General features: G+C 58.3%; 19 protein-coding genes. 10 read left to right on the top strand and 9 right to left on the bottom strand.

Annotation, left to right across the window (positions count from 1 at the left end; translation table 11 throughout):
- Positions 1-72: 72 nt before the first annotated feature.
- From infB to H6F57_RS22270, 7 genes are all read right to left on the bottom strand, one after another.
- Entirely contained in the window at positions 73-3,162 is a 3,090-nt protein-coding gene (gene infB, locus H6F57_RS22300; protein ID WP_190625875.1) for a translation initiation factor IF-2, read from the bottom strand.
- Between the two features lie 340 nt (positions 3,163-3,502).
- Positions 3,503-3,775: a YlxR family protein gene (locus tag H6F57_RS22295; protein WP_190625876.1), complete on the bottom strand. Its 273-nt coding sequence runs from the start codon at positions 3,773-3,775 to the stop codon at positions 3,503-3,505.
- Positions 3,776-3,794: 19 nt separating this feature from the next.
- Positions 3,795-5,309, bottom strand: a complete 1,515-nt coding sequence (gene nusA, locus H6F57_RS22290) for a transcription termination factor NusA (RefSeq protein ID WP_190625877.1) — start codon at positions 5,307-5,309, stop codon at positions 3,795-3,797.
- Positions 5,310-5,390: 81 nt separating this feature from the next.
- The gene (gene rimP, locus H6F57_RS22285) at positions 5,391-5,861 is read right to left on the bottom strand and encodes a ribosome maturation factor RimP (protein ID WP_190625878.1); all 471 of its coding nucleotides are present in this window, start codon (positions 5,859-5,861) and stop codon (positions 5,391-5,393) included.
- Between the two features lie 224 nt (positions 5,862-6,085).
- Entirely contained in the window at positions 6,086-7,666 is a 1,581-nt protein-coding gene (locus H6F57_RS22280; RefSeq protein ID WP_190625879.1) for a glycosyltransferase family 39 protein, read from the bottom strand.
- A complete protein-coding gene (locus H6F57_RS22275) occupies positions 7,659-8,291 on the bottom strand; it encodes a hypothetical protein (RefSeq protein ID WP_190625880.1) in 633 nt (210 codons plus the stop codon). Before H6F57_RS22275 ends, H6F57_RS22280 begins: the two co-directional genes overlap by 8 nt.
- A 173-nt stretch (positions 8,292-8,464) precedes the next feature.
- Positions 8,465-11,041, bottom strand: coding sequence for a U32 family peptidase (locus tag H6F57_RS22270; protein ID WP_190625881.1), 2,577 nt, complete (start codon positions 11,039-11,041; stop codon positions 8,465-8,467).
- A 231-nt stretch (positions 11,042-11,272) separates the two neighbouring features.
- Here H6F57_RS22270 and H6F57_RS22265 point away from each other — a divergent pair, with 231 nt between their 5' ends.
- The gene (locus H6F57_RS22265; protein ID WP_190625882.1) at positions 11,273-12,214 is read left to right on the top strand and encodes a phosphoribulokinase; all 942 of its coding nucleotides are present in this window, start codon (positions 11,273-11,275) and stop codon (positions 12,212-12,214) included.
- Between the two features lie 122 nt (positions 12,215-12,336).
- Here the strand turns inward: H6F57_RS22265 and H6F57_RS22260 are convergent, their stop codons facing one another.
- The gene (locus H6F57_RS22260; protein WP_190625883.1) at positions 12,337-12,699 is read right to left on the bottom strand and encodes a hypothetical protein; all 363 of its coding nucleotides are present in this window, start codon (positions 12,697-12,699) and stop codon (positions 12,337-12,339) included.
- 347 nt (positions 12,700-13,046) lie between these two features.
- On the opposite strand from H6F57_RS22260, the gene larB reads away from it, so the two are divergent.
- Complete coding sequence (gene larB, locus H6F57_RS22255) at positions 13,047-13,835, top strand: nickel pincer cofactor biosynthesis protein LarB (RefSeq protein WP_190625884.1); 789 nt, start codon at positions 13,047-13,049, stop codon at positions 13,833-13,835.
- 92 nt (positions 13,836-13,927) lie between these two features.
- Here larB and H6F57_RS22250 read toward each other — a convergent pair whose 3' ends face one another.
- Positions 13,928-15,181: an HhoA/HhoB/HtrA family serine endopeptidase gene (locus H6F57_RS22250; RefSeq protein ID WP_190625885.1), complete on the bottom strand. Its 1,254-nt coding sequence runs from the start codon at positions 15,179-15,181 to the stop codon at positions 13,928-13,930.
- Positions 15,182-15,475: 294 nt separating this feature from the next.
- Between H6F57_RS22250 and H6F57_RS22245 the strand changes: the two genes are divergently transcribed.
- From H6F57_RS22245 to H6F57_RS22210, 8 genes are all read left to right on the top strand, one after another.
- Positions 15,476-16,417 carry a M23 family metallopeptidase gene (locus H6F57_RS22245; RefSeq protein WP_190625886.1) on the top strand — a complete coding sequence of 314 codons (942 nt, stop codon included), beginning with the start codon at positions 15,476-15,478 and terminating at the stop codon, positions 16,415-16,417.
- A 150-nt stretch (positions 16,418-16,567) separates the two neighbouring features.
- Positions 16,568-17,368: a hypothetical protein gene (locus tag H6F57_RS22240; RefSeq protein ID WP_190625887.1), complete on the top strand. Its 801-nt coding sequence runs from the start codon at positions 16,568-16,570 to the stop codon at positions 17,366-17,368.
- Between the two features lie 89 nt (positions 17,369-17,457).
- Positions 17,458-18,309 (top strand): histone deacetylase, encoded by an 852-nt coding sequence (locus H6F57_RS22235; RefSeq protein WP_190626050.1) that lies wholly within the window; start codon positions 17,458-17,460, stop codon positions 18,307-18,309.
- Positions 18,310-18,335: 26 nt separating this feature from the next.
- Entirely contained in the window at positions 18,336-19,205 is an 870-nt protein-coding gene (locus H6F57_RS22230; protein ID WP_190625888.1) for a rhodanese-related sulfurtransferase, read from the top strand.
- A gap of 14 nt (positions 19,206-19,219) precedes the next feature.
- The gene (locus H6F57_RS22225) at positions 19,220-19,888 is read left to right on the top strand and encodes an esterase (RefSeq protein WP_190625889.1); all 669 of its coding nucleotides are present in this window, start codon (positions 19,220-19,222) and stop codon (positions 19,886-19,888) included.
- An 88-nt stretch (positions 19,889-19,976) separates the two neighbouring features.
- On the top strand, positions 19,977-20,189 hold the full coding sequence (locus tag H6F57_RS22220) for a DUF2555 domain-containing protein (protein WP_190625890.1): 213 nt from the start codon (positions 19,977-19,979) through the stop codon (positions 20,187-20,189).
- 112 nt (positions 20,190-20,301) lie between these two features.
- Positions 20,302-21,537, top strand: a complete 1,236-nt coding sequence (gene coaBC / locus H6F57_RS22215) for a bifunctional phosphopantothenoylcysteine decarboxylase/phosphopantothenate--cysteine ligase CoaBC (RefSeq protein WP_190625891.1) — start codon at positions 20,302-20,304, stop codon at positions 21,535-21,537.
- A 72-nt stretch (positions 21,538-21,609) separates the two neighbouring features.
- Positions 21,610-22,611 carry a class I SAM-dependent methyltransferase gene (locus H6F57_RS22210; protein WP_190625892.1) on the top strand — a complete coding sequence of 334 codons (1,002 nt, stop codon included), beginning with the start codon at positions 21,610-21,612 and terminating at the stop codon, positions 22,609-22,611.
- The last annotated feature ends 53 nt before the right edge of the window (positions 22,612-22,664 follow it).

The raw sequence follows: 22,664 nt of genomic DNA, 5'->3' as shown, positions 1-22,664 counted from the left end.
AGGGTGCCATTGTCAACTCCGTTTCTACACTGCTATCTCGCAGGGTTCCTTTATGAGGAACCCTGTCCTTACCTAGGCCATCGCCAGGGTGCGACGCTTCGTGACCATCTTGAAGGCATTGATGATGTCGCCTTCTTTCCAGTCGCTGAAGTTGTCGATGCCGATGCCGCACTCAAATCCGGAGGCCACATCTTTGGCATCTTCTTTCATGCGCTTGAGGGAATCGAGCTTGCCCGTGTAGACTACCTCGCCACCTCGCACCACTCGGAGGTTGCAGTTGCGGGTAACCTTGCCCGAAAGCACGTAACAGCCAGCAACCGCACCCTTGCGTACGGGGAATACCGCCCGCACTTCCACCTGACCCAGAGGCTCTTCGACCATTTCAGGATCGAGAAGACCTTCCATGGCACCTTGGATGTCATCGAGGAGGTTATAAATCACCTCATAGTCGCGCACATCCACACCCAGGCGATCGGCAGACTGCCGCGCCCCAGGAGCTAGGGTAGTGTTGAAGCCAACGATCACCGCGCCACTGGCAGCTGCCAGGTCGACGTCAGTTTCACTGATTTCACCAGGGGCAGCCAGCAACACCCGAATCTGCACCTCGTTCTGGGGCAGCTGCTGAAGCGCCGCCAGAATGGCTTCGATAGAGCCCTGCACGTCGGCCTTGAGCAGCAGATTGAGATCCTTGAGGTCGCCCTCCTGAACCTGGGCAGAGATGGTGTTGAGGGTGACACGACGGGAGGCCATCGACTGCTGTAGGCGCGACTGGCGCTGCTCAAGCATCCGCTTATCGGCCACGGCTCGGGCGGTCTTCTCATCGGAGTAGACCTCAAACTCGTCACCGGCAGCGGGGACATCGTTGAGCCCTAGCACCTCAACCGCAAAGGAGGGGCCAGCAACTTGAACCCGCTTCAGGCGGTCGTCGAGCATAGCCTTGACTTTGCCCAAGATAGGACCAGCCACCAAGGAGTCGCCCACCCGCAGTGTCCCGTTCTGAATTAGCAGGGTAGCAACTGGGCCACGAGCCTTATCGAGGTTGGCCTCAATCACGGTACCGCGAGCCAGACGGTCAGGGTTGGCCTGGAGATCTTCTATCTCAGAGACCAGCACAATCATCTCCAGCAAGTTGTCGAGATTTTCACCAGAGAGAGCACTCACCGGCACCATGATGGTGTCGCCGCCCCATTCCTCAGGCACCAAACCGTGCTCCATCAGCTCTTGCTTAACGCGATCGGGGTTGGCTGTCTCTTTATCGACCTTGTTGATAGCTACAATCAGCGGCACCTCAGCGGCCTTGGCGTGGCTAATGGCCTCAATAGTTTGGGGCCGTACGCCGTCATCCGCTGCCACCACCAGAATGGCGATGTCGGTCACTCGGGTACCCCGCGCCCGCATGGCAGTAAACGCTTCGTGGCCAGGGGTATCTAGGAACACAATCTGATGGGACGTGCCTGCATGATCGACATCCACATGGTAAGCACCAATGTGCTGGGTGATGCCGCCGGCCTCGCCTTGAGCCACCTTGGTCTTGCGGATAGAGTCGAGCAGCGTGGTTTTACCGTGGTCGACGTGACCCATGATGGTAACCACCGGAGGCCGCCGTTTGAGACTCTCAAAGTCGGCTGCGTCGATCATTTCAGTGACCTTTTTGGCCTCTGACTCGACTTCGCTGGTTTCGACCATGACCTCAAACTCTTCGGCCACCATCTTGGCGGTTTCGATATCGAGGGTTTGGTTGATATTAGCAGCAATGCCTTTGAAGAACAGAGACTTGATCAGCTCTGTCTCGGGCACCATAATCTGCTCGGCCAGCTCATGCACGGTCAGCCCTTCGGAGAGCACGATAAACTCGGGACGCTCCTGGGTGGGCTGAGATTCACCCCGGCGACCACGACGGGAGCGACCACCACCACTACTACTGTCACGATGCTGGGGCTTGTGGCTCTTCATCGTCGGCGACGACGGCTTGCCACTACCAGCACCCTTAGGCTTGGGCGGACGCGCTAGGGAGATGCTCAAATTTTGGGCATCGGTAGCTTGCTCTTCGTCTTCATCAAGCTCATCGACCAGCACGTCGAGATCTTCGTCGTCTTCGCCCAGCACGCCTTGGCCCCGCCGCTTGGTCTTGCCGACCTTGCTGGCTTTTTCGCGCATCTTTTGATCGTCGTCCTCGTCTTCGCGCTCTTCGCGCTTATGGCGAGGCGGTGAAGGGCGACGGGGTTGATCGTCAAGACCACCTCCCCCAAGGACGGAGATTGAGTCATTGCCGGGAGGGGTTTCGTTGCGGGCAGCCGTTTCGGCTCTGGCCGTTTCGGCATCAGAATTGGGCCGCCGCAGCTTAGGCTTGGGCTTCAGACGGGTGACATCTTCGCCCGCATCAATTTCGCGGATGGGAATGGTGGGACGCGGTGCGCCAGGGCCATCAGCCGAACGACCTTCTGGGCTGCGGCTTTCGGGGCTACGGCTCTCGGGGCGGCGAATGACAGGGCGGGGCGGACGAGCGCCCTCTGGCACAATCACCTGGCGATCGTCACTGTCGGCACGTACCCGAGATACAGGCCCAACTAGCTCTGGTCTTGGTTTAACTGGCGGTGGAGAGACATCTAGAGTAGGCTCGACCGCAACAGTCTCGACCTCTTCAACAGGAGCCTCAGCAGGAGCATCGGCCTCAGGGCGGTTAAGAGAGACTGTCGGCTTGGGTTTGACCTCCTGAGCGGGTCTAGAAGCTTCCCCAGGGCGACTGGGGGGCTGAGAGAGGCTATCCGTCGCAGGACGTGCTGGACGACTGGCGTTGGGGGCAGGAGCACTAGGAGAGGCAGTGCTGGGAGTGGGAGCGACTGCTTCGGTGTCGGCCCTAGGGGTAACCCGATGGCGACGAATTTCTAAAATCTGCTGCTTGCGTTCGGGGCGATCGCCATTTTTGACCGGGGCTGCTGGTCGAGGTCGACTGGCAGAGCGGTCGGGCGCATTGGGCCGATTGGCACCGCCACTGGCGCGAGACTGACGAGCCGCTGAGCGAATTTGATCAGCTTCTGACTCTGCGATGGTGCTGCTGTGACTCTTCACGGCAATGTCGAGGCGACTTGCGATCGCCAAGATGTCTTTGTTATCCAAATCCAATTCCTTCGATAACTCGTAAATTCTCACTTTGCCGTTCATCCACATCTCCCTACGCTAGTCAAGCTTGTTACTTACATAAACCAACCTGCTTCGTCCAACAAAACGACATCAAACCATTCTGACGAATACGTTAGCCCTAGCATGGCATTGTAAACCAAGGCTAGGTGGACATGGGACCTCAAGCAAGTTTGCTGACGCCCTAGGGGGGCCAGTCAGATACCCATACTATGAGTGTAATCAGTTGCTTCCCCAATGAACAGAATCTCAGAGGGATCGCGTCTAGAGACGATTCGGTTGCAAAAATTTTTGGTTAAGCCTCCTGACGGCACATTTTTTCCTTGACACTCTCGACTTAAGCCTTGTAGCCAGGCAAAAACAGTTAAATAACGGTAGAATTAGCCGTTTTGCTCTCTAGCTGGCTCCAAAGGCTCTGGTAAATGTCTTCTGGCACGTTGGCCTTTAAAGCCCGCCCCAACCGACTTTTTTTCTGAGCCTGGCGTAGGCAGTCGGCCTGGGGGCAGAGATAAGCTGACCGCCCCATCCCATCGCCGAGATGCACCAAGCGGTTGGGGTAAACCCGCACCACTCGCCAAAACTCGGCCTTGGGGGCGGCCCGCCGACAGCTGACACAGCGTCGATAGTTGGGTTGCATAGGGAGCTTTCTCCAGAACTTATTCCTCCTCTGCGATCGCCACTGGGCTTTCGTCTGCCAAGGGTTCTTCCTCTAAGGCCTCATCTTCAAAGTCGGTGGCTAGTTCAGCCCTCTCAGCCATAGGCTCTTCGAACCCAGGCTCTTCAGCAGCGGGTTCTGAAGAGTCAGCGTCATACTCAGCGTCGGGGAGAGGTGCAGCCTCTAACTCTTCATCTCCAGAGGGTGCTTCATCGACCTCTATGCCCGCTGCTCTAGCCTCAGCAGCCGCTCGTTCTGCCGCCGCCTTTGCCTTCCATTCCGCTGCTTCAGCTTCCTCTGCCGCTAGTTCCGCGGCTTCGCGGGCAGCCTCTTCTCGAGCCGCTACTAGCTCGGCCATCTTACGGTCTTCTTCATCGTAGTCGTACTTACCGGAATCTTTGATGTCGATCTTCCAGCCAGTGAGACGGGCGGCTAAGCGCACGTTTTGCCCCTCTTTGCCGATCGCCAAGCTGAGCTGGTCTTCGGGCACCAACACGTGGGCCTGGCGATCGTCGGGGTTGACCAGGCGCACCTCATCCACACGGGCGGGACTTAGAGCGTTAGAGATGTAGGTGGCCGGGTCAGGCGACCAGCGAATGACGTCAATTTTTTCGCCCCGCAGCTCGTTGACCACCACCTGAATGCGCGATCCCCTGGCACCAATGCAGGCACCAACCGGATCCACATCTCGCTCAAGAGTATCCACAGCGATCTTGGTGCGGGGGCCAACGGAGCGTGACGGAGGATTAGCCTCCCGTGCGACGGCCACAATGCGGACGATTTCGTCCTCAATTTCAGGCACTTCGTTGGTAAATAGCTCGACCACCAGCGCTGCGTCGGCCCGCGACACCAGCAGCTGCGGGCCACGGTGAGAGCCTTCGGAGACTTTTTTGAGCGCCACGCGGAAGGTAGCGTTGGCTCGGTAGTTGTCGTTGGGGAGCTGGTCGCGCTTGAGTAGCTCAGCCTCAACCTCGGGCTGGCCCACGCCGCTGACGACCGCCATAATCACTGACTGGCGCTCAAACCGCAGCACCCGCGCTGAGAGAATGCTGCCTTCGAGGTCTTGGAATTCTTCCTGAACTAGCTTGCGCTGCTGGTCGCGCAGCTTTTGGGCCAGCACCTGCTTGGTTTGAATGGCGGCCATGCGGCCAAAGTCGCGCTGGTCAGGGGTAACATCGAGCACCACGGTGTCACCAGCCTGGGCCTCGGGAGCGACTTCGCGCACTTCTGACAAGGAGATTTCGTGGTCTTGGCTAGTGACTTCGTCAACAATGGTTTTGGTAGCCAACACCCGAAAGCCTTGGTCGTCGTAGTCGTCAACATCTAGCTCAATGTCAAAGTTGTCAAAGTATTCTTCGTCGAAGTGGGTGTCGATTTCGCGGGTGCGGCGGTAGCGCTCGTAGCCCTTGAGCAGAGCCTCTCTTAGGGCATTCTCAACCGCGTGCTTGGGCAGGTTGCGCTCGTGGCTAATGACATCGATCATCTCCTGCAGCTTGGGCAAACTTACTAACGACATAACCACTCACCTCTGGACAATAATTCTTCTAAGCAACAAATCTGTGACGATCGCAACACCTTAATGCAGCGAGTGTGACCTCTAATCAGGGCTTTGGTCACTCAACTCCACCGTCTGCACCAGGTTGCGAGGCAGGGAAATGGATTTTCCTTTTTGGCTAAGCACCACGGCCTCATCATCGCGGCGCACTAGCTGGCCCACCCACTGCTTTTTGCCCTTGTGTGACTCAGTCAGGGCGACTTCGACCATAAACCCCTTAAACACCACAAAGTCGCGATCGGTTTCGAGGGCAGCAGAGACACCTGGGCTGGATACCTCCAGCACGTAGGCATCGGGAATGATATCGCTGGTATCGAGTACGGCTTCGAGGGCCTGGCTCATTTTTTCGCAGTCATCCAGGCCAGTGTCTTCGTTTTCTAGACTGCGCACGTCGATGCGCAGCACTGGAGGAGACTGGTTGGTGTGAAAAACCGCTTCCACCACTTCTAGCCCTAGCTCTTGGGCAACAGGGGCCACCAGCTCAAGCACCTGGGGAATAAGGGGATGTACCATTTAACCCGCAAAAGAATGCCAATAAAAAAGTGGGCCTCGACCCACCTCCCAAAACATTGCTGCTAAAGGAGCCCAAACCTGGGGGCTTGAGCTTCCCCATTCTAGCGGATTGTGGCGGCATTGAGAAAGCGCAGGCCGGGATTGGCCCAGGGAAGGGGTTACGGGGGATTTGCCCAAATGTTTTTGACGGACGCAGGGATCAAGATTGGGGGGATAAATTCTGTCTACTCTGGCAGGCACTGCTCCCCATTACTGGTAAACGCTAGGGGATAGTCTGAGGTCAGCGGATAGCCCTCTGGCCCAGCCCGAAAGCCATAGCCTCGAACCATTTCATAGGTTTGCAGCACCTGGCCAAACCGGCGCACTTCTAAGGTTGCTGGCGGGTCTACGCGATCGAACATAGCCAAATGGGTAGGGCAAATAGGGTGCCAGGTTTCGCCTAGCAGCACAGCGTCGCGCCCCTCTAGATCGGGGGCATCGTACCAAAAGTCAAACTGATCGAGCCGGCCTGAGATGGCCAGCACGTCAGAGTTGTTGAGAGCATAGGCCAGGGCCGAGGCCGAGCGGTAGTCGGTGGTGAGCAGCAGGGGATCGTCGAGATCGTCGGCTTGGGTCGCTACAGCTTGGGCAACCTGGGGCCAGCCAAAGAGCGCAGCACCATCGGGATCCACTGAGCCAAAGAACGTACCAAAGGGAATCACGGTGTAGTAGGCGACTAGGGCCGTGGCAGCAAAAAGGCCCACGCCTTGGGCGAGCGCCAGTTGACCAGCCCGTGCTGGCTTCGACCACTGGGGCCGGTAAAACTGATCGCTCAGCAGCGGGAACAGCAGCGGGTAGGCCAAGATATTCCAATAAAACAGCGCGACTGACACTGTGGACAGGGCTGTAAAAGCCGCAGTGGAAAGACTAAAGATCCACAGAGCCAAAGCTGGGTAGCAGGAGGCGCGGGCCATGGCCGTCTGCCCCCGCTGCCTGAGCAGTCGAATAATGCTCCCGGACTGAATGGGGCCGAGGATGAGACCACACAGGGCCAAAAACACCACAGGCTGAAGCAGGTTGAGACTGAGGCCGCCCCCAGCAGTGCGATCGCGGTAAAACCGAAACGAAAAGAAGTCGTGCTGAACATTCCACAGCAGAATCGGTGAAAGCACGAGCAAGAGTAGCCCCAGGACCAGGTAGAGACGGCGATCGCGCAGCACCGGCCAGCGTCGTCTATCCGCCAAAATCATCGCCAGAAACCCCAGCCCGACAAATACCGCGTTGTACTTACATAGCCCAGCCAAGCCGAGAAAAATAGCGGCACCATAGAGATCCCGCCCGCTGCCCTGGCTGGGATTTTCAACAACGCTATCCACGTAGCGGACGAATAGAAAGCTGCTGATTACTGCCAAGGTCACCAGCCAGTGGTCGTGCCAGGCCAGCCCCAAGTACCAAAAAAATAAGGGCGATGACAGCCCCAGCAGGATGACGAGCCAAGTGCGATCTCTGGCTTGGTCGCCGTAGAGGTAGCGGCAGATGTGGTAGACCGTGAATCCTAGAAGTCCGCTGCTGATTAGGTTAGGTAACCGCAGAACAACAGCAGAGCGCCCTAGCCCGGCGGCGAATACCCCCTGCACCCAAGCGTGAAAAGGCGGGTGGTCATAGTACGAAAAACTCGGTCGTTGCCCCCACAGCCAGTAGTAGGCTTCGTCGGGGTTGGGGAAGGCCGTCAGCCAAAACACCACCCGCAGAGCTAAAAACCCCAGCAAAAACCAGCGTCCCCAAGCCCACATTGGAGACTGAAAGAGAGCCCAATGCTTACTCATCAGGCGATTCTAGGGCGCTGGTGTCGATGTCGTCTAGCTCGGGAATATCGCCAATGTCGAGGGTGCTGGGGTCTTCCCCAATGAGTTCAGCTTCAGCGTCGGAGGAGAGTATTACGGTAGGCAAACCGGCTCCCCGCAGACCTTGGAGAATATGCCCCGGCGTCTCAGGAAACACCACAAATAGGGGAAGGGTCTTGTCGGTGCCGTCGCTAAGCAGGTGCTCGTAGCGCTGGGGCAGCAGCCATTCGTAGCCGCGATCGACCAAAATCTGCGTGTGCCTCCAGCGCATCAGCAGATCTGAAAAGTCTTCTTGGGGACGGTGGATATAGACAAAAATTTCAACTCCAGTCTTGATCTTCCACTCGGGGTCGCACATCAGCAGAGCGACATCGCAGGGCAGCGTCACTACGGATCCAGGTGCAATGCTTTGGCTGTGGGGATTGAGGTGCACTCCGTCACGGACGCGCACGTTCGGCAGCGGCAGCGTAATTACACTCTCATCAGGTCGTCGCATGCTGGGCACGGCCTCGAGGTAGGGACGATGGTGCTTGAGCAACTCCAAGGCCCCCTCGTGGTCGGTACAGACCGAGAGCAGCGTTTCGTACTGAATAGGTTTAATCGCCATGCTGCTGCCTACAGAGAACTACGGGTTAGGGTCAGTATGCCCTGCATTTTATCCAAACTGGGCGGACAAGATGGCATAGTACCCGAACGCTATACTCCGGCAGCCGACCTCAAACAGCCGCAACGAACTTCACGATCAGGATATCGACTCTCTGTTGAATTAATTCTGGCCCATTAGCCTCGGGCCGAGCTGTGTTTAGAGTCTAAGGGGCCACGGGTAACCCCGAGCTTGCTTTGCAGGTGGAGAGTACGCCAGAGCTGGCTACCGCTGATGTCTCCCCTCAAAAGCTGGCGGTATTGAGCGATCGCGCTCTCCACCTGCTCCGGGCTTTCATCCAAAAATTCCAGTCGAAAGTGCCCCGCCCCCGCCTGCATTAGCCGCTGGGCGTACTCGGCTCCGGTTTGAGCGACGCCGTTGAACACCGTATTGCGGCAGCCCGCGTCGGCTAGCAGAAGGTGCTCGGTGCCAACTCTGTCGCGCAGCTTGACCTGCTGACTCTCACAGGGGCGGCCACAGTCGCGAAAGTCTTTGCCCTCGGACAGAAAGGCGCAGAAGACACAGTGCTCCATGTGAAACATGGGCATGTGCTGGTGCAGGGTAATCTCAAACCACTGCGAGGGGGCCGACCCCAGCAACTCTACCAGCTGATCGGCATTCAGGTCGTAGGAGGCCGTTACTCGCTCTAGCCCATAGCGGTTCAGCAGATAGTCTGCTGTTAGAGCGTTGGCCACGTTGAGCGAAAAATCTCCCACACAGCGCTGGTCGGCAAAATAGGCCAGGTGGTCGTAGTTGCGCACCAGATAGCCGTCAGCTTCAGATCGCTTTACCTGGTCGAGAATGTAGGTTTCTAGCGGCTTGGTAATGCGAGGCGGGGCAACCCAAACGGTCTGCTCGGCATGGGCGCGGTTGGCCCGAAACCACTGCACAGCATCGCGGTAGGTGGCAGGGTTCTCGAACTCGCAGTAGATGGTCTCGATGCCGGCCTCGGTGGCGGCAGCAAGCTGAGCACGGGTGCGGACAAGGGTAGAGAGATGTGGGTGAGGTGACAGGGAAGAGCCATCGCCCAGCAGCTTTAGGCCATTCGGGAGCAGATTAGAGAGGGAGGTATTGGAGTTGAGGTGCCAAGGGTTAGGGCGTAAACGCAGCTCCTCCAACCCTTCCACCAGCTCTCGCCGCAGCCGATTTAGCTCGCTGACGGGAATCATCACGTTCCCTTGGAGATGATTGCTCAGGGATTCGAGATAGAAGGGGGTATTGCCCAGCCGACCCAACTGCTGCTCTAGGCGATCGCCCGTCAGCGGCTTTGAGTGAGCTTCTACTAGGGCCATAGTCGAAGCCGCCTGGGCAATGTGGCCTTGGGTGTCGCGGGCGATCGCCACCATCTCTTGCCCCACCGCGCCATGCACCTCAATGGTGATGGGTCGCGTGAATTTGGGGCGATCGCCGCTATAGGTCTGCTGAAGCTCTTTGTCCAGAACTGGATCGCTGGTTTTCCACAGCTTGTCGCCGGGGTGAATGCGGCGCAGATTGAGCGCGTCGCGGCCAAACATTAGCCGGGTTTCTTGACCGACCTTATCAACTTGATAAATGCGGCCGCCCTGCTCTTTTTCAGCGGGGTGGCCGTCGTCAAATACCACGCCATCCCCAGCCTTGATTGGAGCTTGGGCATTCAAAAACACAGCATCTTCGGTGACGCGAGTGATTTCTCCCAGATAGACCCCGCGCTTTTTGCCAAAGCGGGCATGGACGAGAGCCTGGTTGTCGATGCCCTCAAACCAGCCGGTGTGGAGGCCGCGGGAGAAGGCCATTTCGAGCTGGTAGCGATCTTCTGATGATGGGGGGGTGAGGAGATGGGGAGATGGGGAGGAGGGATTAAATGCGGAACCAGCCAGGCGATCGAGGGCTTGGCGGTAGACGCGGGTGACGTTGGCAACGTACTCGGGTGCTTTAAGGCGACCTTCAATTTTGAGGCAGCTGACGCCGGTTTGTACCAGCTCGGGCAAGACATCCAGTCCAGAGAGGTCTTGGGGACTGAGCAGGTAGGCGCGATCGCCCAAGTCCACCCGTTCCCCGTCTGCAATCAACTCGTAGGGCATGCGGCAGGCCTGGGCACATTCGCCCCGGTTAGCCGACCTGCCCCCCAGGGCTTCGCTAGTGAGGCACTGACCCGAGTAAGCGACACATAGCGCCCCGTGGACGAAGACCTCTAGGGGAAGGGCGATGTTGCGATCGCCCATCTGAGCCTGAATTTTGGTCAGGTCTTTAATTGAGCACTCCCGCGCCAGCACCACCAGCTGACAGCCGAGATCGTGGGCAAACTCGACCCCAGCGACACTAGTCACCGTCATCTGCGTCGAGCCGTGGATAGGGAAATCGGGCGACAGGTGACGAATCAGCCGACAAATCCCAACATCCTGCACGATGACCGCATCGACTCCAGCCGCAATCATCGTTTTGAGATATTGCGCTGCCTCTGCTAGCTCTGAGGGGAATACCAGCGTATTGAGCGTGACGTAGCCTTTCACTCCGCGCCGATGAAGAAAGGCCATCAGCTCAGGTAAATCGGCTTCAGTAAAGTTCTCGGCTCGCATGCGGGCGTTGAAGCGATCGAGGCCAAAGTAAATGGCATCGGCCCCGTTTTCAACCGCTGCTTTGGCACAGTCCCAGTTACCGGCTGGAGCCAGCAGCTCAGGCACCCTAAGCGACGTAACTGGGGCATTAAAACTGGCGGCGGGGTCGACGGCAGGCATGGGCTTAGGCTCGCAGAGCTAAATAGTGACCTCCCAAAGGTGGCCAGCGGCACCCTTCTATTCTTAACAAATTCCGGACGTTTGAAAGCTTAGTAAGGCTATGGATTGCCCCAAGGGCGATCGCACAATTGTTTTGAGGCCATTACACAGAGCAATAAATATTTGGTGATGATCCCGCTGGTTCCTACAATGGGGGAACTAACTATTGGTTGCAAAACCCTGGAGAAATCTATGAGTCGTCCGATAATCCTCGGCATTGTGGGTGACAGCGCGGCGGGTAAGACCACTCTGTCGCGGGGCATTGCGCAGATTTTAGGCGAAGACGACGTTACCATCATCTGCACAGACGACTACCACCGCTACGATCGCAAACAGCGCAAGGAAATGGGCATTTCCGCCCTGCATCCCGACTGCAACTACATGGATATCATTCAGCAGCACCTGGGTCTGCTGCGCACTGGGCAGCCCATTCTCAAGCCCATCTACAACCACAGCACTGGCGGGTTTGACGCCCCCGAATATATTGAGCCCAAGCGCTTTGTAATTGCCGAAGGGCTGCTGGGCTACTCGACCCGCGCCTGCCGCGATGCTTATGACGTTAAAGTCTATCTGGCCCCACCCGAAGATCTGCGCGCCAATTGGAAGATCAAGCGCGACACCCGCAAGCGCGGCTATACCCCCGAAGAGGTGATTGAGCAGATTAAAGCCCGTGAAGAGGACTCCGAAGCGTTCATTCGTCCCCAGCGCCAGTGGGCTGATGTGGTGGTTACCTTCTACCCCCCGGAGGGCAGCAACAGCGAAGATGAGCTGCTGCTCAACGTGCGGTTGGTAATGCGGCCCACGATTCCCCACCCCGACTTTACCCACCTGCTGGAAGACAAAAATGGCGGCTCTCTAAGCGACGCGGTGCGCATGGGCCTCGATCGCGACATGGGCAAGCCCGTCGACGCGCTCGAAATTGATGGCCACGCCACCGAAAAACCCGTGCAAGAGCTAGAGCGCACTCTGTGCAGCGAAGTTCCCTACCTGGGCAAGTTTTGCAGCATTGAGGGCAACACTGACATTGGCAAAGTGGTGGGCACCACGGGCGAAACGCTGCAAAGCTATCCCCTGGCGCTGACTCAGCTGCTGATTACCTACCACATGCTCAAGGCCGCCAAAATCCCCGAGTAGGGGCACAGGGCAGTTTGCCCTCCCCCAAGATGCCCCATCGCAGCAGCATGGGCGATCGCCCTAATAAATAGCCGACAGCTCTGCCTCTACGCAGCTGTCGGCTATTTATTGGCCTCTGTAGCCTACTGTTGCGACAGCGACTCGCTCTGTGACAGTTCGCTCAGCATCATTTGAATAAAGTTAGCGGCTACCTCCGCCGACTGGTCGTGGGTGGCAAACACGATCGCCAGGCTGTTGGTGTCTCCAGCCCCATAGCAGAGCACCCGAAAGGAGCCGTCCTCGAAGTAGCCAGTGCGATCGATGCCGCCCTGGTCAGACTCGACCCCCAGGCTGTCGATCAGCTGGTCGGCCCGCGTCAGACAGCCCGCCACATCGGTGTCGAGCAGCTGGTCACCGCTGGCAATTTCAGGGCGAGCATTGGCGGGCTGAATTAGAGCGGCCAAACCCAGGCCGGTCAGGGCGATCGCATATAGATGCCGTTTCATAGGAATTAAAACTAGGGTTAAGTACAACTGCCGCCCCAACTGAGGGTTGCCCCGCCGCCTGCACTGGTGGCAAAGGATGGTTTCACGGCCTGATCAGTTAATACAGGTTGTCCTCCGACTTTCCGGATGCCATCACGCAAAAAAGCGCCGGAGCTACTAGCTCCGGCGCTTGGGGTGTTGAGGAGTGAACGATTAATAATTAATGTAGGGGCCCGATATGTCACCGAGGTAGCCGAGGTATGACAACCCTGTGACATTTTTCGCTCCCCTTTTTTAACGGCATGGTCTAGGCTAATCTTTCCAGAGTCTTCTGGCCTTTGCCTATTTACCCTGTTCTTGCTGCCTCCGTGACCCAGCCCGACGCCCTACGCAATCTACTCAACGCCGTTTCTCAAGGGCAGCTCAGCCCCGATGCCGCCTTTGACCGGCTCAAATACCTCGACTTTGAGCCAGTCGACGACTTTGCCAAGGTCGACCACCACCGCACCCTACGCACCGGCTTTCCAGAAGTTATTTGGGGGCCAGGCAAAACCCCCCACCAGATTGTGCAAATCATGCACAGCCTGCATCAGCACAATCCAGTGGTCATGGCCACCCGCATCGAACCCGAGGTTTTCGCCCAAGTGCAGCAGCAGATTCCGGCGGCGCGGTACTACGACATGGCCCGCATTTGTGCCCTGGTGCCCACAGACTGGGCCGCCCAGCACCCTGGTAGCATTGGCGTGCTGACGGCAGGCACCGCCGACCTACCCGTAGCCGAAGAGGCTGCCGTTACCGCCGAACTGAGCGGGTTTACGGTCAAGCGCCTGTGGGATGTTGGGGTAGCCGGGCTGCACCGCCTGCTGCACCACCGCCACTTGATCCGTGATATGGATGTGCTGATTGTGGTAGCGGGTATGGAGGGCGCACTCCCTAGCGTCGTGGCGGGCCTAGCCGATTGCCCGATCATCGCGGTGCCCACCAGTATTGGCTATGGTGCCAGCTTTAATGGCCTCTCGGCCCTCCTCACCATGCTCAACTCCTGCGCAGCGGGCATTGGCGTTGTCAATATCGACAATGGCTTTGGCAGTGCCGTACTGGCCGGACAAATTTTGCGCACCGGAGCACGGTTAGGGAGCAAGGGGGTGGAGGGATGAGGAAGTTTTGAGTTTTGAATTTTAAGTTTTGAGTTTACACCTTCCATCAACTCAAAATTCAAAACTGAGCATTCAAAACTTTCCCTCGCCTACTACCGCAGATCGGAAGGCATAGCAGCGGGTTTGACGTCAATAGTTTGGTCACGGCCATCCCGGTGAATATCAAGCTTGAGGGTACCGCCAATTGCGGTAGCTTCTACCCGAGCCTGCACATCGGGCGGGCTAGCGACAGGGTCGCCCTCAATCGCGCGGATGACATCCCCTATCTTCAGACCTGCGGATTGGGCCGGACTATCGGGCAGCACCCCAACGATGAGAACGCCGGGCTCATCGTCGTTGTCGATTTTAAGGTTTAGCTGCTCTTCCTCGTTGATGCGATCGACCATCTCGGCGGAGAGTTCGACCATCTGAATGCCGAGGAATGGGTGCTGCACTTCACCGTTGGTAAAGAGCTGATCGGCGATGCGTTTGGCGGTTTCGATGGGAATGGCAAACCCTAAACCCTGGGCGTTGGCGCGAATGGCGGTGTTCATGCCGATCACCTCGCCCCGGTCGTTGAGCAGGGGGCCACCGGAGTTGCCGGGGTTAATAGCGGCGTCAGTCTGAATAAACTGCACTCGCTTGTCGGGAATACCTACCTGGTTGCTGCTGCGCCCCAGGGCGCTGATGATGCCGGCGGTGACGGTGTTGTCGAGACCAAGGGGGTTGCCAATGGCGATCGCCCACTGACCTGGGGCCAGGTCTTGGGTACTGCCAATCTGCACGGTGGGCAAGTCAGCGGCTTCAATTTTGACTACCGCCACGTCGGTCACTGAGTCAACTCCAACCACCTTGCCCTCAAAGTCACGTCCATCGCGTAGGGTGACCTGCACCGTTTTGGCCCCCTCGACCACATGGGCATTGGTCAAAATCTGGCCATTGGCGCTGAGAATGAACCCTGACCCTGTCCCCTGCTCTAGGCGATCGGGCAGGCCAGGGGGGGGCATTTCTTGCTCGTCAAAGAAGCGGCGAAAGAACGGGTTGTTGAAGGCCTCGGGGGAAATTTCAGGCACGGTGCGCTCGGCATCAATGCGCACTACCGCTGGCCCCACCTGCTCTACCGCTAGGGCAATGAAGTTTTGATTTTCCCCCATGGGGTCGATCGTTAGGGGGTTGGGGGCAGCCTGGGCCACGGTCGTCAGCGAAGTTTTAACCGCTGGAGGAGGTTCAGCCGCGGCATCCTCTGCGGGGGCTGAACTCGCCTGGCTAACGTAGTAATGACCAGCCCAACCTGCACCGCCGCCTACGGCCAGAGCTACTGCCACCAACACGAGCTGCTGAGAAAACTGCTTTGGTAACGAGTCCATGCTGAAGCCCTCTGCTACTGTGCCTGGTGTGCCGGATTGGCTTGGCGATCGCGACTGCGAGCCACCCAAAATTACCTAACGCTGCCGATAATTTGACTGGTCTGGCTCTACTCTACCGAATATTCTACGGAGCAAATATTTTCCGGATGGGGTTGTCTGCGGCTAGAAAACCTAGCTGTACCCCTGAGCAATTAGGGTTGTCCTGCCTATTATAGAGGCTGTACCCCTCAAGGATTGTTGGGTTCACCTGTAGAGCAAAAAACAACGTTGACCACCTCGCCACATTTTCTTTTCATGGTGTTTTACGATTTGCTGAAGCCTTGGGCCACCTGCCGTTTAGGCGCTGCCAACCAACTGAGGCAATTCAAAGGATTCGCTGTACTGGTGGGGCTGGCCATTGCCCTGCCGTTCGGAGCACTAACAGCACCGGAGGCGATCGCCCAGACCGGCTCTGCGGCTTGCTCCCAACCCGCTCTATCGCGCTTAACCCGCCACCGCGTGGCCCAGGGCGAAACGCTGGCCGCCATTGCCCAGCGCTATAGTCTTTTGCCGGCCACTATCATGGGGCTTAACCCTGCCGTTCAGGGAGGTGCCGTCAGCCCCGGGCAAGAGCTGCTAATTCCGCCCTTCAACGGCATTCGGGTCAGCGTTGCCCGGGGCCAAACCTGGCAGCAGGTTGCCCAGGCCTATAACAGTCGGCCCGATGTGCTATTTGAGGTAAATGGTTGCGTGAGCACCGTACCGGCCACCATTTTTCTGCCGGGGGTGAACTGGTTTCCAGGGGTTTCGACCACAGCGGCCACTGCTGCCGCCCCAGCTACCCCGCTTCAGGGCTATCCGCTACCCCAGCGATCGCAGGTGATTGTCAACTACGGCTGGCAGCCCGACCCAGCCCAGGGCAAGCTCGTGTTTAACACTGGGGTCGCCCTGGCTAGCTCCGCCAGCACCCCAGCGCTGGCGGTAGGGGCCGGCACCGTAGCCTTTGCCGGCACTGACGCCACTTACGGCAATCTGGTAGTTGTCAACCATGCCCAGGGGCTGCAAACCCGCTACGCCAACCTGGCCGCGCTGAACGTGCGGGTTGGGCAGACGGTGCGCCAGGGCGATCGCTTGGGGGCAATCGCCACCTCAGAGGGCGACGACGCGTTCCTATTCTTTGAGGTGCGGCTCAACTCCACTGCGGGCTGGGTCGCCCAAGACCCCCAAGACTACGTGCCCACCATGGTTCTGCGCTAGAAATTTGTTCCCAAGGGGCAGCCTGAGACTATAGCCTTGTTTCGAGCCCGCCGGTAACTCTAGCGCCCATTGGCAAGAGCACCTACAATTGACCTTGACAGGTGAATCGGCAGTGCTGAGGTATGTTCACCGATGGCTCCAGGTAACCCAATGGCACAGCATTTTTCTGGGCAGCCTTCGCCCCGTCCCCCCCAACCCTTTTCTGAAACCCGTGACCCGGCTGTCACGTCGGGTCTGTTTTGGGCCAGGCTGCTGACCTACCGGCCCTTGTTTTTGCTGGGAGGGCTGTGGTTAACCCTGGTGTGCGTGTCTGCGATCGCCTACCACGGCCTCATGTTTAATGAATCCGTAGAAGAGGTGGCTCCCAAAGCGCCCCTCTCGGTGATGGCAGCAACCGCTGACGATGCCGCCTCTGCCCCAGAGACTGCCCCTGGTGAGGCTTCCTCCCCCCGATCAGGGGTCGCCCTGTGGGGTCTTTTGAGCCTGGTGGGACTATGTGCCTTTGGCTCGTTTGTGCTCACCCAGCAGATTAAGACTTCGTCTCGGGCCACCAAGCGTAAAAAAAACCGTCCGCGCCTGGTTGCCAAAGCGTCTGCACCGGTGCAGCCACCTCATCCCAAGCGTTTGGCTCCCTACTCGCCCCAGCGCGATGGGGTCGTAGCACCCGGTGTCAGATTGGTGGAAACACCCATGGTTGAGCTACCACCTAGCCCAGCACCGGTGCCAGCACGGCCGAGAGCCGGCGCTGTGCCCCAGTTTAGACCTGTGCCACAGCCGGGGCGATTGCCCCAGTCTTCGGCTCCCAGAGTTGCGCCTGTGCCAATCGCCACTCCGACCGCCACTCCTGCTGTGGTGCCCTCCGAAGCAGACCTACCCCTCGATTGGTCTGAGGGCAGCGTGGCCCACGCTTTGGATATGCGGCAGCGGCGATCGCTGTCGTCATTGATGTAGGCATTGTTGGCCTTGGGGCTTTGAGTCAGCTTCCGGTTATCTATCACTCCGATTACGTGGCCCCCCTACCCGACGGGCATCGGTTTCCGATGCCCAAGTTTCGGCTGCTGCGCGATCGCCTGCTGCATGACGGTGTGATCGCCCCAGACCAGATTTACCAGCCTGGCGAGCCGCCCCAGACCTGGCTGGAGCTTGTGCACCAGTCTGCCTACATCAACGCCTACTGCCAGGGCACGCTGGACGCCAAGGCCCAACGACGCATCGGGTTGCCCTGGAGCGCCGCCTTAGTCAAGCGCACCTGCACGGCGGTGGGGGGCACCATTCTCACCGCCAAGCTGGCACTGGAGCACGGGCTGGCCTGCAACACGGCGGGGGGCACCCACCACGCCTTTCCCAACTACGGATCGGGGTTTTGCATTTTTAATGATCTGGCGATCGCCACCCGAGTGCTGCAAGCGCAGGGCCGCGTCAATCGCGTGCTGATTCTCGACTTAGATGTGCACCAGGGCGACGGCACCGCCTGGATCTTCCGCAATGATTCCAGCGTTTTTACCTTTTCCATGCACTGTCAGGAGAACTTTCCGGCCCGCAAACAGAGCAGCGATTTGGATGTGCCCTTAGCCTTGGGCATGGAAGATGATGCCTACCTAGACTGCCTGGCGCGGCACGTTCCAGATTTGCTGGCCCAGGTGAAGCCTGATCTGGTGTTTTACGATGCTGGAGCCGACCCGCACAAAGACGACCTGTTGGGCAAGCTGGCGCTGACCAACACCGGAATTTATCGGCGCGATCGCTTCGTTCTCGACAGCTGCGTGAAAGCGGGCTATCCCGTCGCCTGCGTCATCGGCGGCGGCTACGGCCAATCCATGGCGGATCTGATCTTTCGCCACTCGCTGCTGCACAGAGCTGCCGTCGAGGTGTACCAGGCCCACCGCCTATAATTGAAACTTTGTAGCTTTGTCAGACCATGGATTGGGCGATCGCCACCTTCTATAAATTTGTCACCCTGAGTGAACCAGCGGCGCTGCGCCTAGAGCTTTTGAATCTGTGTCAGAACTGGGGGCTACGGGGCACAATTTTGCTGGCTTCAGAAGGGCTGAATGCTACCGTGGCGGGCGATCGCCAGAGTATTGATACCCTATTGGCCTGGCTGCACAACCACCCCGAAATTGGCCCCTTTCCCCACCAAGAATCCATCACCGCTGCACCCCCCTTTGAGCGGATGAAGGTGAAGCTCAAGCAGGAAATTGTCACCCTCGGGCGGCCCGATGTGAACCCCGCCCAGCAGGAGGTGGGCACCTACATTGAGCCGCAGGCCTGGAATCAGCTCATCACCGACCCTGACGTGGTGCTGATCGATGCTCGCAACAACTTTGAAGTAGAGCTAGGCACCTTTAAGGGCGCGGTGAACCCTCAAACCCACTCTTTTAGGGAATTGCCAAATTACGTGGACACCCACCTCGACCCAGCTCAGCACAAAAAAGTGGCGATGTTCTGCACGGGCGGCATTCGCTGCGAAAAAGCCACTGCCTACCTGCTAGACCAGGGCTTTGAGCAGGTTTACCACCTCCAGGGCGGCATTCTCAACTACCTCAAAACAGTACCGACAGCTGACAGCCTATGGCAGGGCGACTGCTTTGTGTTTGACGAACGGGTGGCCGTTGACCACCGCCTGCAACCCAGCGAGTACGAGCTCTGCTTAGGCTGTGGCCACCCGGTAGGCAAGGCGGAAAAAGCCTCACCCTATTATGAGGCGGGCATCAGCTGCCCCCACTGCTATGCTGCTCTTACCCCCGCAAAACGGGCTCGGCTAGAGGCTCGTCAACGCGATCGCTAGCTTTAAGGAAATCTATGCTGCCCACAGACCAACCGCTTCAGGCCCTGACTTATAGCCCCACCGATGACACCGCCGACTGGTGCCTGGTGGCTCTCCACGGCTGGGGGGCTAATGCCGCCGATCTGCTCGGGCTAGCCCCCTATTTAGAGATAGCCAACTTCTCAATGGTCTTTCCCGATGCGCCCTGGCCCCATCCCTATGCCCCAGGGGGCCGCATGTGGTACGACTTCCCTAACGGGTATGATTTTCGCCGTCCCTACGATTTTGAGACCCAGGCCGACCTACAAACCAGTCGAGAACGGCTCAAAATCTGGCTGTCAATGCTGCCCCAAACAACTAAAATTCCCCTGGAGCGCACCATCTTGGCTGGGTTTTCCCAGGGGGGCGCGATGGCGCTAGATGTAGGGTCGCAGCTACCTCTGGCCGGGCAGATCATTCTCAGTGGCTACCTGCACAGCGCTGCCCAGGCTCCGGTGAGCCCCCGCCCGGTAATGATGGTACATGGCACCTTTGATTCGGTGGTGCCGATCGCCAAGGCTCAGCAGGCCAGCGCGGCCCTCACCGCCCTCGGCCAACCCGTGACCTGGCAGGAAATGGCTATGGGGCATGAGATTCCACCCCAGGTAATGGGGCTAATTGCTGGGTTTTGCGAAGATTTGCGGCAGGCCAGAGGGAATCCCTAACCAAACCTTTATCCTAAAGGGAGAGTGAATCGACCCTGGGCTGCACCCGTGCGGCTCTGAGGCAAACGTCACCAAGGGGGAAAAGACTATGCTGAGCCTACATGTTTCGCAGCAGGCCGTCTCAGATATGACACCGGATACGGTGGCTGAGCTGGCCCGTCGCCTTGAGACCGATGCCTACGACAACGCCTTTGAAGGGCTGCAAGACTGGCACTTGCTCCGGGCGATCGCCTTCCAGCGACCCGAGCTGGTGGAGTCCTATGTCCATTTGCTCGACCTCGAACCCTACGATGAGTCATAGACTGTTGGCGGCTAAATCCTGCTTAGATACCCCCGATCTGTAGGAGCCAACGGTTGTTTGGCCCTTACAGGAATGCCGCTTTTGCATCAAGGTGATGGGCTTCGGGTTTGGTATGAGTAGTTCTATAGCCGGGGATGCTTCCCGTCGAGTGCTGGTAGGCATTAGCGGCGGTATTGCAGCCTACAAGATCTGCTCGGTAATTTCGTCGCTGGCCAAAGCGGGCCTAGCGGTGCGCGTTGTGCTGACCCAGCAGGGGGAGGCCTTCATTCCGCCCCTGACGGTGGCAACCCTAGCTCGGCACCCCGCCTACACTGACGAGAATTTTTGGCAGGCGACCCAGGGACGGCCGCTGCACATCGAGCTGGGCGAATGGGCTGAGCTGCTGGTGATTGCCCCCCTGAGTGCCAACACTTTGGGTAAGCTGGCCCATGGTTTGGCAGATAATTTGCTGACGAATACCGTGCTAGCCTCGACCTGCCCGGTGCTGCTGGCCCCAGCGATGAATACCGACATGTGGCAGCAGCAATCAGTGCAGCGCAACTGGCACCAACTCCTTCAAGATCCGCGTTACCACAGCATTGATCCAGGCAGTGGGGTGCTAGCCTGCGATCGCATCGGCACCGGACGCATGGCTGAGCCAGAAGACATTCTCATCCACATTCACTCGCTGCTACACAGCGGCGGGCGGCGCGACTTGAGCGGCAAACATTTGCTGATCAGCACCGGCAGCACCCGCGAGTTCTTAGATCCTGTGCGCTTTATCGGCAACCCCGCCAGCGGCAAAATGGGGGTAGCTTTAGCCCAGGCGGCAATTCACCGTGGTGCTACAGTCACCCTCGTTCATGGACCGATGGAGGAATCCCTCAAAGCCCGCCTAGATAGCATCCAAACCGTGAGCATTACCACGGCTGAAGAGATGCACCGGGCGATGCTGACCAACCTACCCCAGGCTAACTGGATTGTGATGGCGGCGGCGGTGGCCGATGTGAAACCTGCAACCCAGGCATCCACTAAGTTGGCCAAAGCAGATCTACCCACATCCCTACCCTTGGCTCAAGTGCCCGACATTGTGGCTGATTTATCCCAAAAGCGATCGCCCCATCAGCGTCTGATTGGCTTTGCCGCCCAGACCGGCGACATTATTCCCCCAGCGCTGAATAAGCTAAAGCGCAAGGGGTTAGATGCGATTGTGGCGAACCCCATTGATGTGGCCGGAAGCGGGTTCGGGGGCGATCGCAACCAAGCCATCCTGATCACCAAAACGGGCGATCATCTCCCTATCCCCCCCTGCACCAAGCTTGATCTGGCCCACCAGCTCTGGGCTGCCCTGCTCAAAGCCGGATTCTAGCTGGGCTAGATCCTGTGGATTCAGCTACCCCTCACCTTCTAAAATGGGGGCTGTTCTGACACTGCGGCTGCTATGACTGCTACCTCCGCTCCCAACCTACTTTCTAGCGTTGTCAATCGGGTGCTTGCCATTAAGCCCCTGTGGAACTTTGCCAAGGGCCGCGCCCGCCACATGATGATGACGCGGGCCGAAACCATCGGTGTGCCCTGGCGGGAACGGGTTCAGGCCTTGCAGAGCCGTCGTACAGGGGTTGGTCATACCGAGGCTGAACTATCCACAGCTGGAACCAGAGAGTTGTCACCCCTCTGGCAGTCCGATTTGGAAGCGGTGCAAAATCCTCACCTCATCTATCCTGACTATTACACCACCAGCTTTCACGCTTACGACGAAGGCAACCTAGGCTGGCGACCCGCCATGGAGGTCGAGGTAGCAGCCCAGGCGGTGCATGCCAAAATTTGGCCCGAGGCCGGGGCTGCTGGTGACGATCGCCTCCGCCAGAGCTACCACGATGTCCTCATGGCCCAACTACCGCAAACCCCGGAGGCCATTGTGGATATTGGCTGCGGGGTAGGCATGAGCACCGAGGCGTTTCAGACCACCTTTCCCCAGGCCCGCCTGACGGGGGTAGATTTATCGCCTTACTTCCTCGCCGTGGCCCAGTATCGGCAGCAAGAACGGCAATCAACCGGAAAGGTTTCCTCGACCACAACTCCGATCACCTGGCACCATGCGGTTGGCGAAGCGACTGGACTACCCGCTGCCGCCTATGACCTGGTTTCGATCTGCCTGGTCTTCCACGAGCTACCGCAATCGGCGGCGAAAGCCATTCTGAAGGAGGCACGTCGGTTGCTGCGCCCCGGTGGACACCTGGCGATTATGGATATGAACCCCCGCTCTGAGGCCATTCAAAAACTGCCGCCCTTTGTCTTCACCCTACTCAAAAGCACTGAGCCATATTTAGACGAGTACTTCAGCTTAGATATAGTAGCGGCCTTTGAGGCGGCAGGGTTTGATCGGCCTACCGTGACGTTTAACAGCCCACGGCATCGGACATTTATTGGTAAGGCGATTTAGAGAATAGTGGCTGGGAAGAACTCAGCGATCGCGCTAGCCCATGCCGGCTCAAG

The sequence above is a fragment of the Leptolyngbya sp. FACHB-60 genome (assembly GCF_014695775.1).
In the GTDB taxonomy this organism is placed as follows: domain Bacteria; phylum Cyanobacteriota; class Cyanobacteriia; order Phormidesmidales; family Phormidesmidaceae; genus Nodosilinea.
The sequence above is the reverse complement of the archived record's forward strand: the minus strand, read 5'-3'. Positions and strand labels throughout refer to the sequence as shown.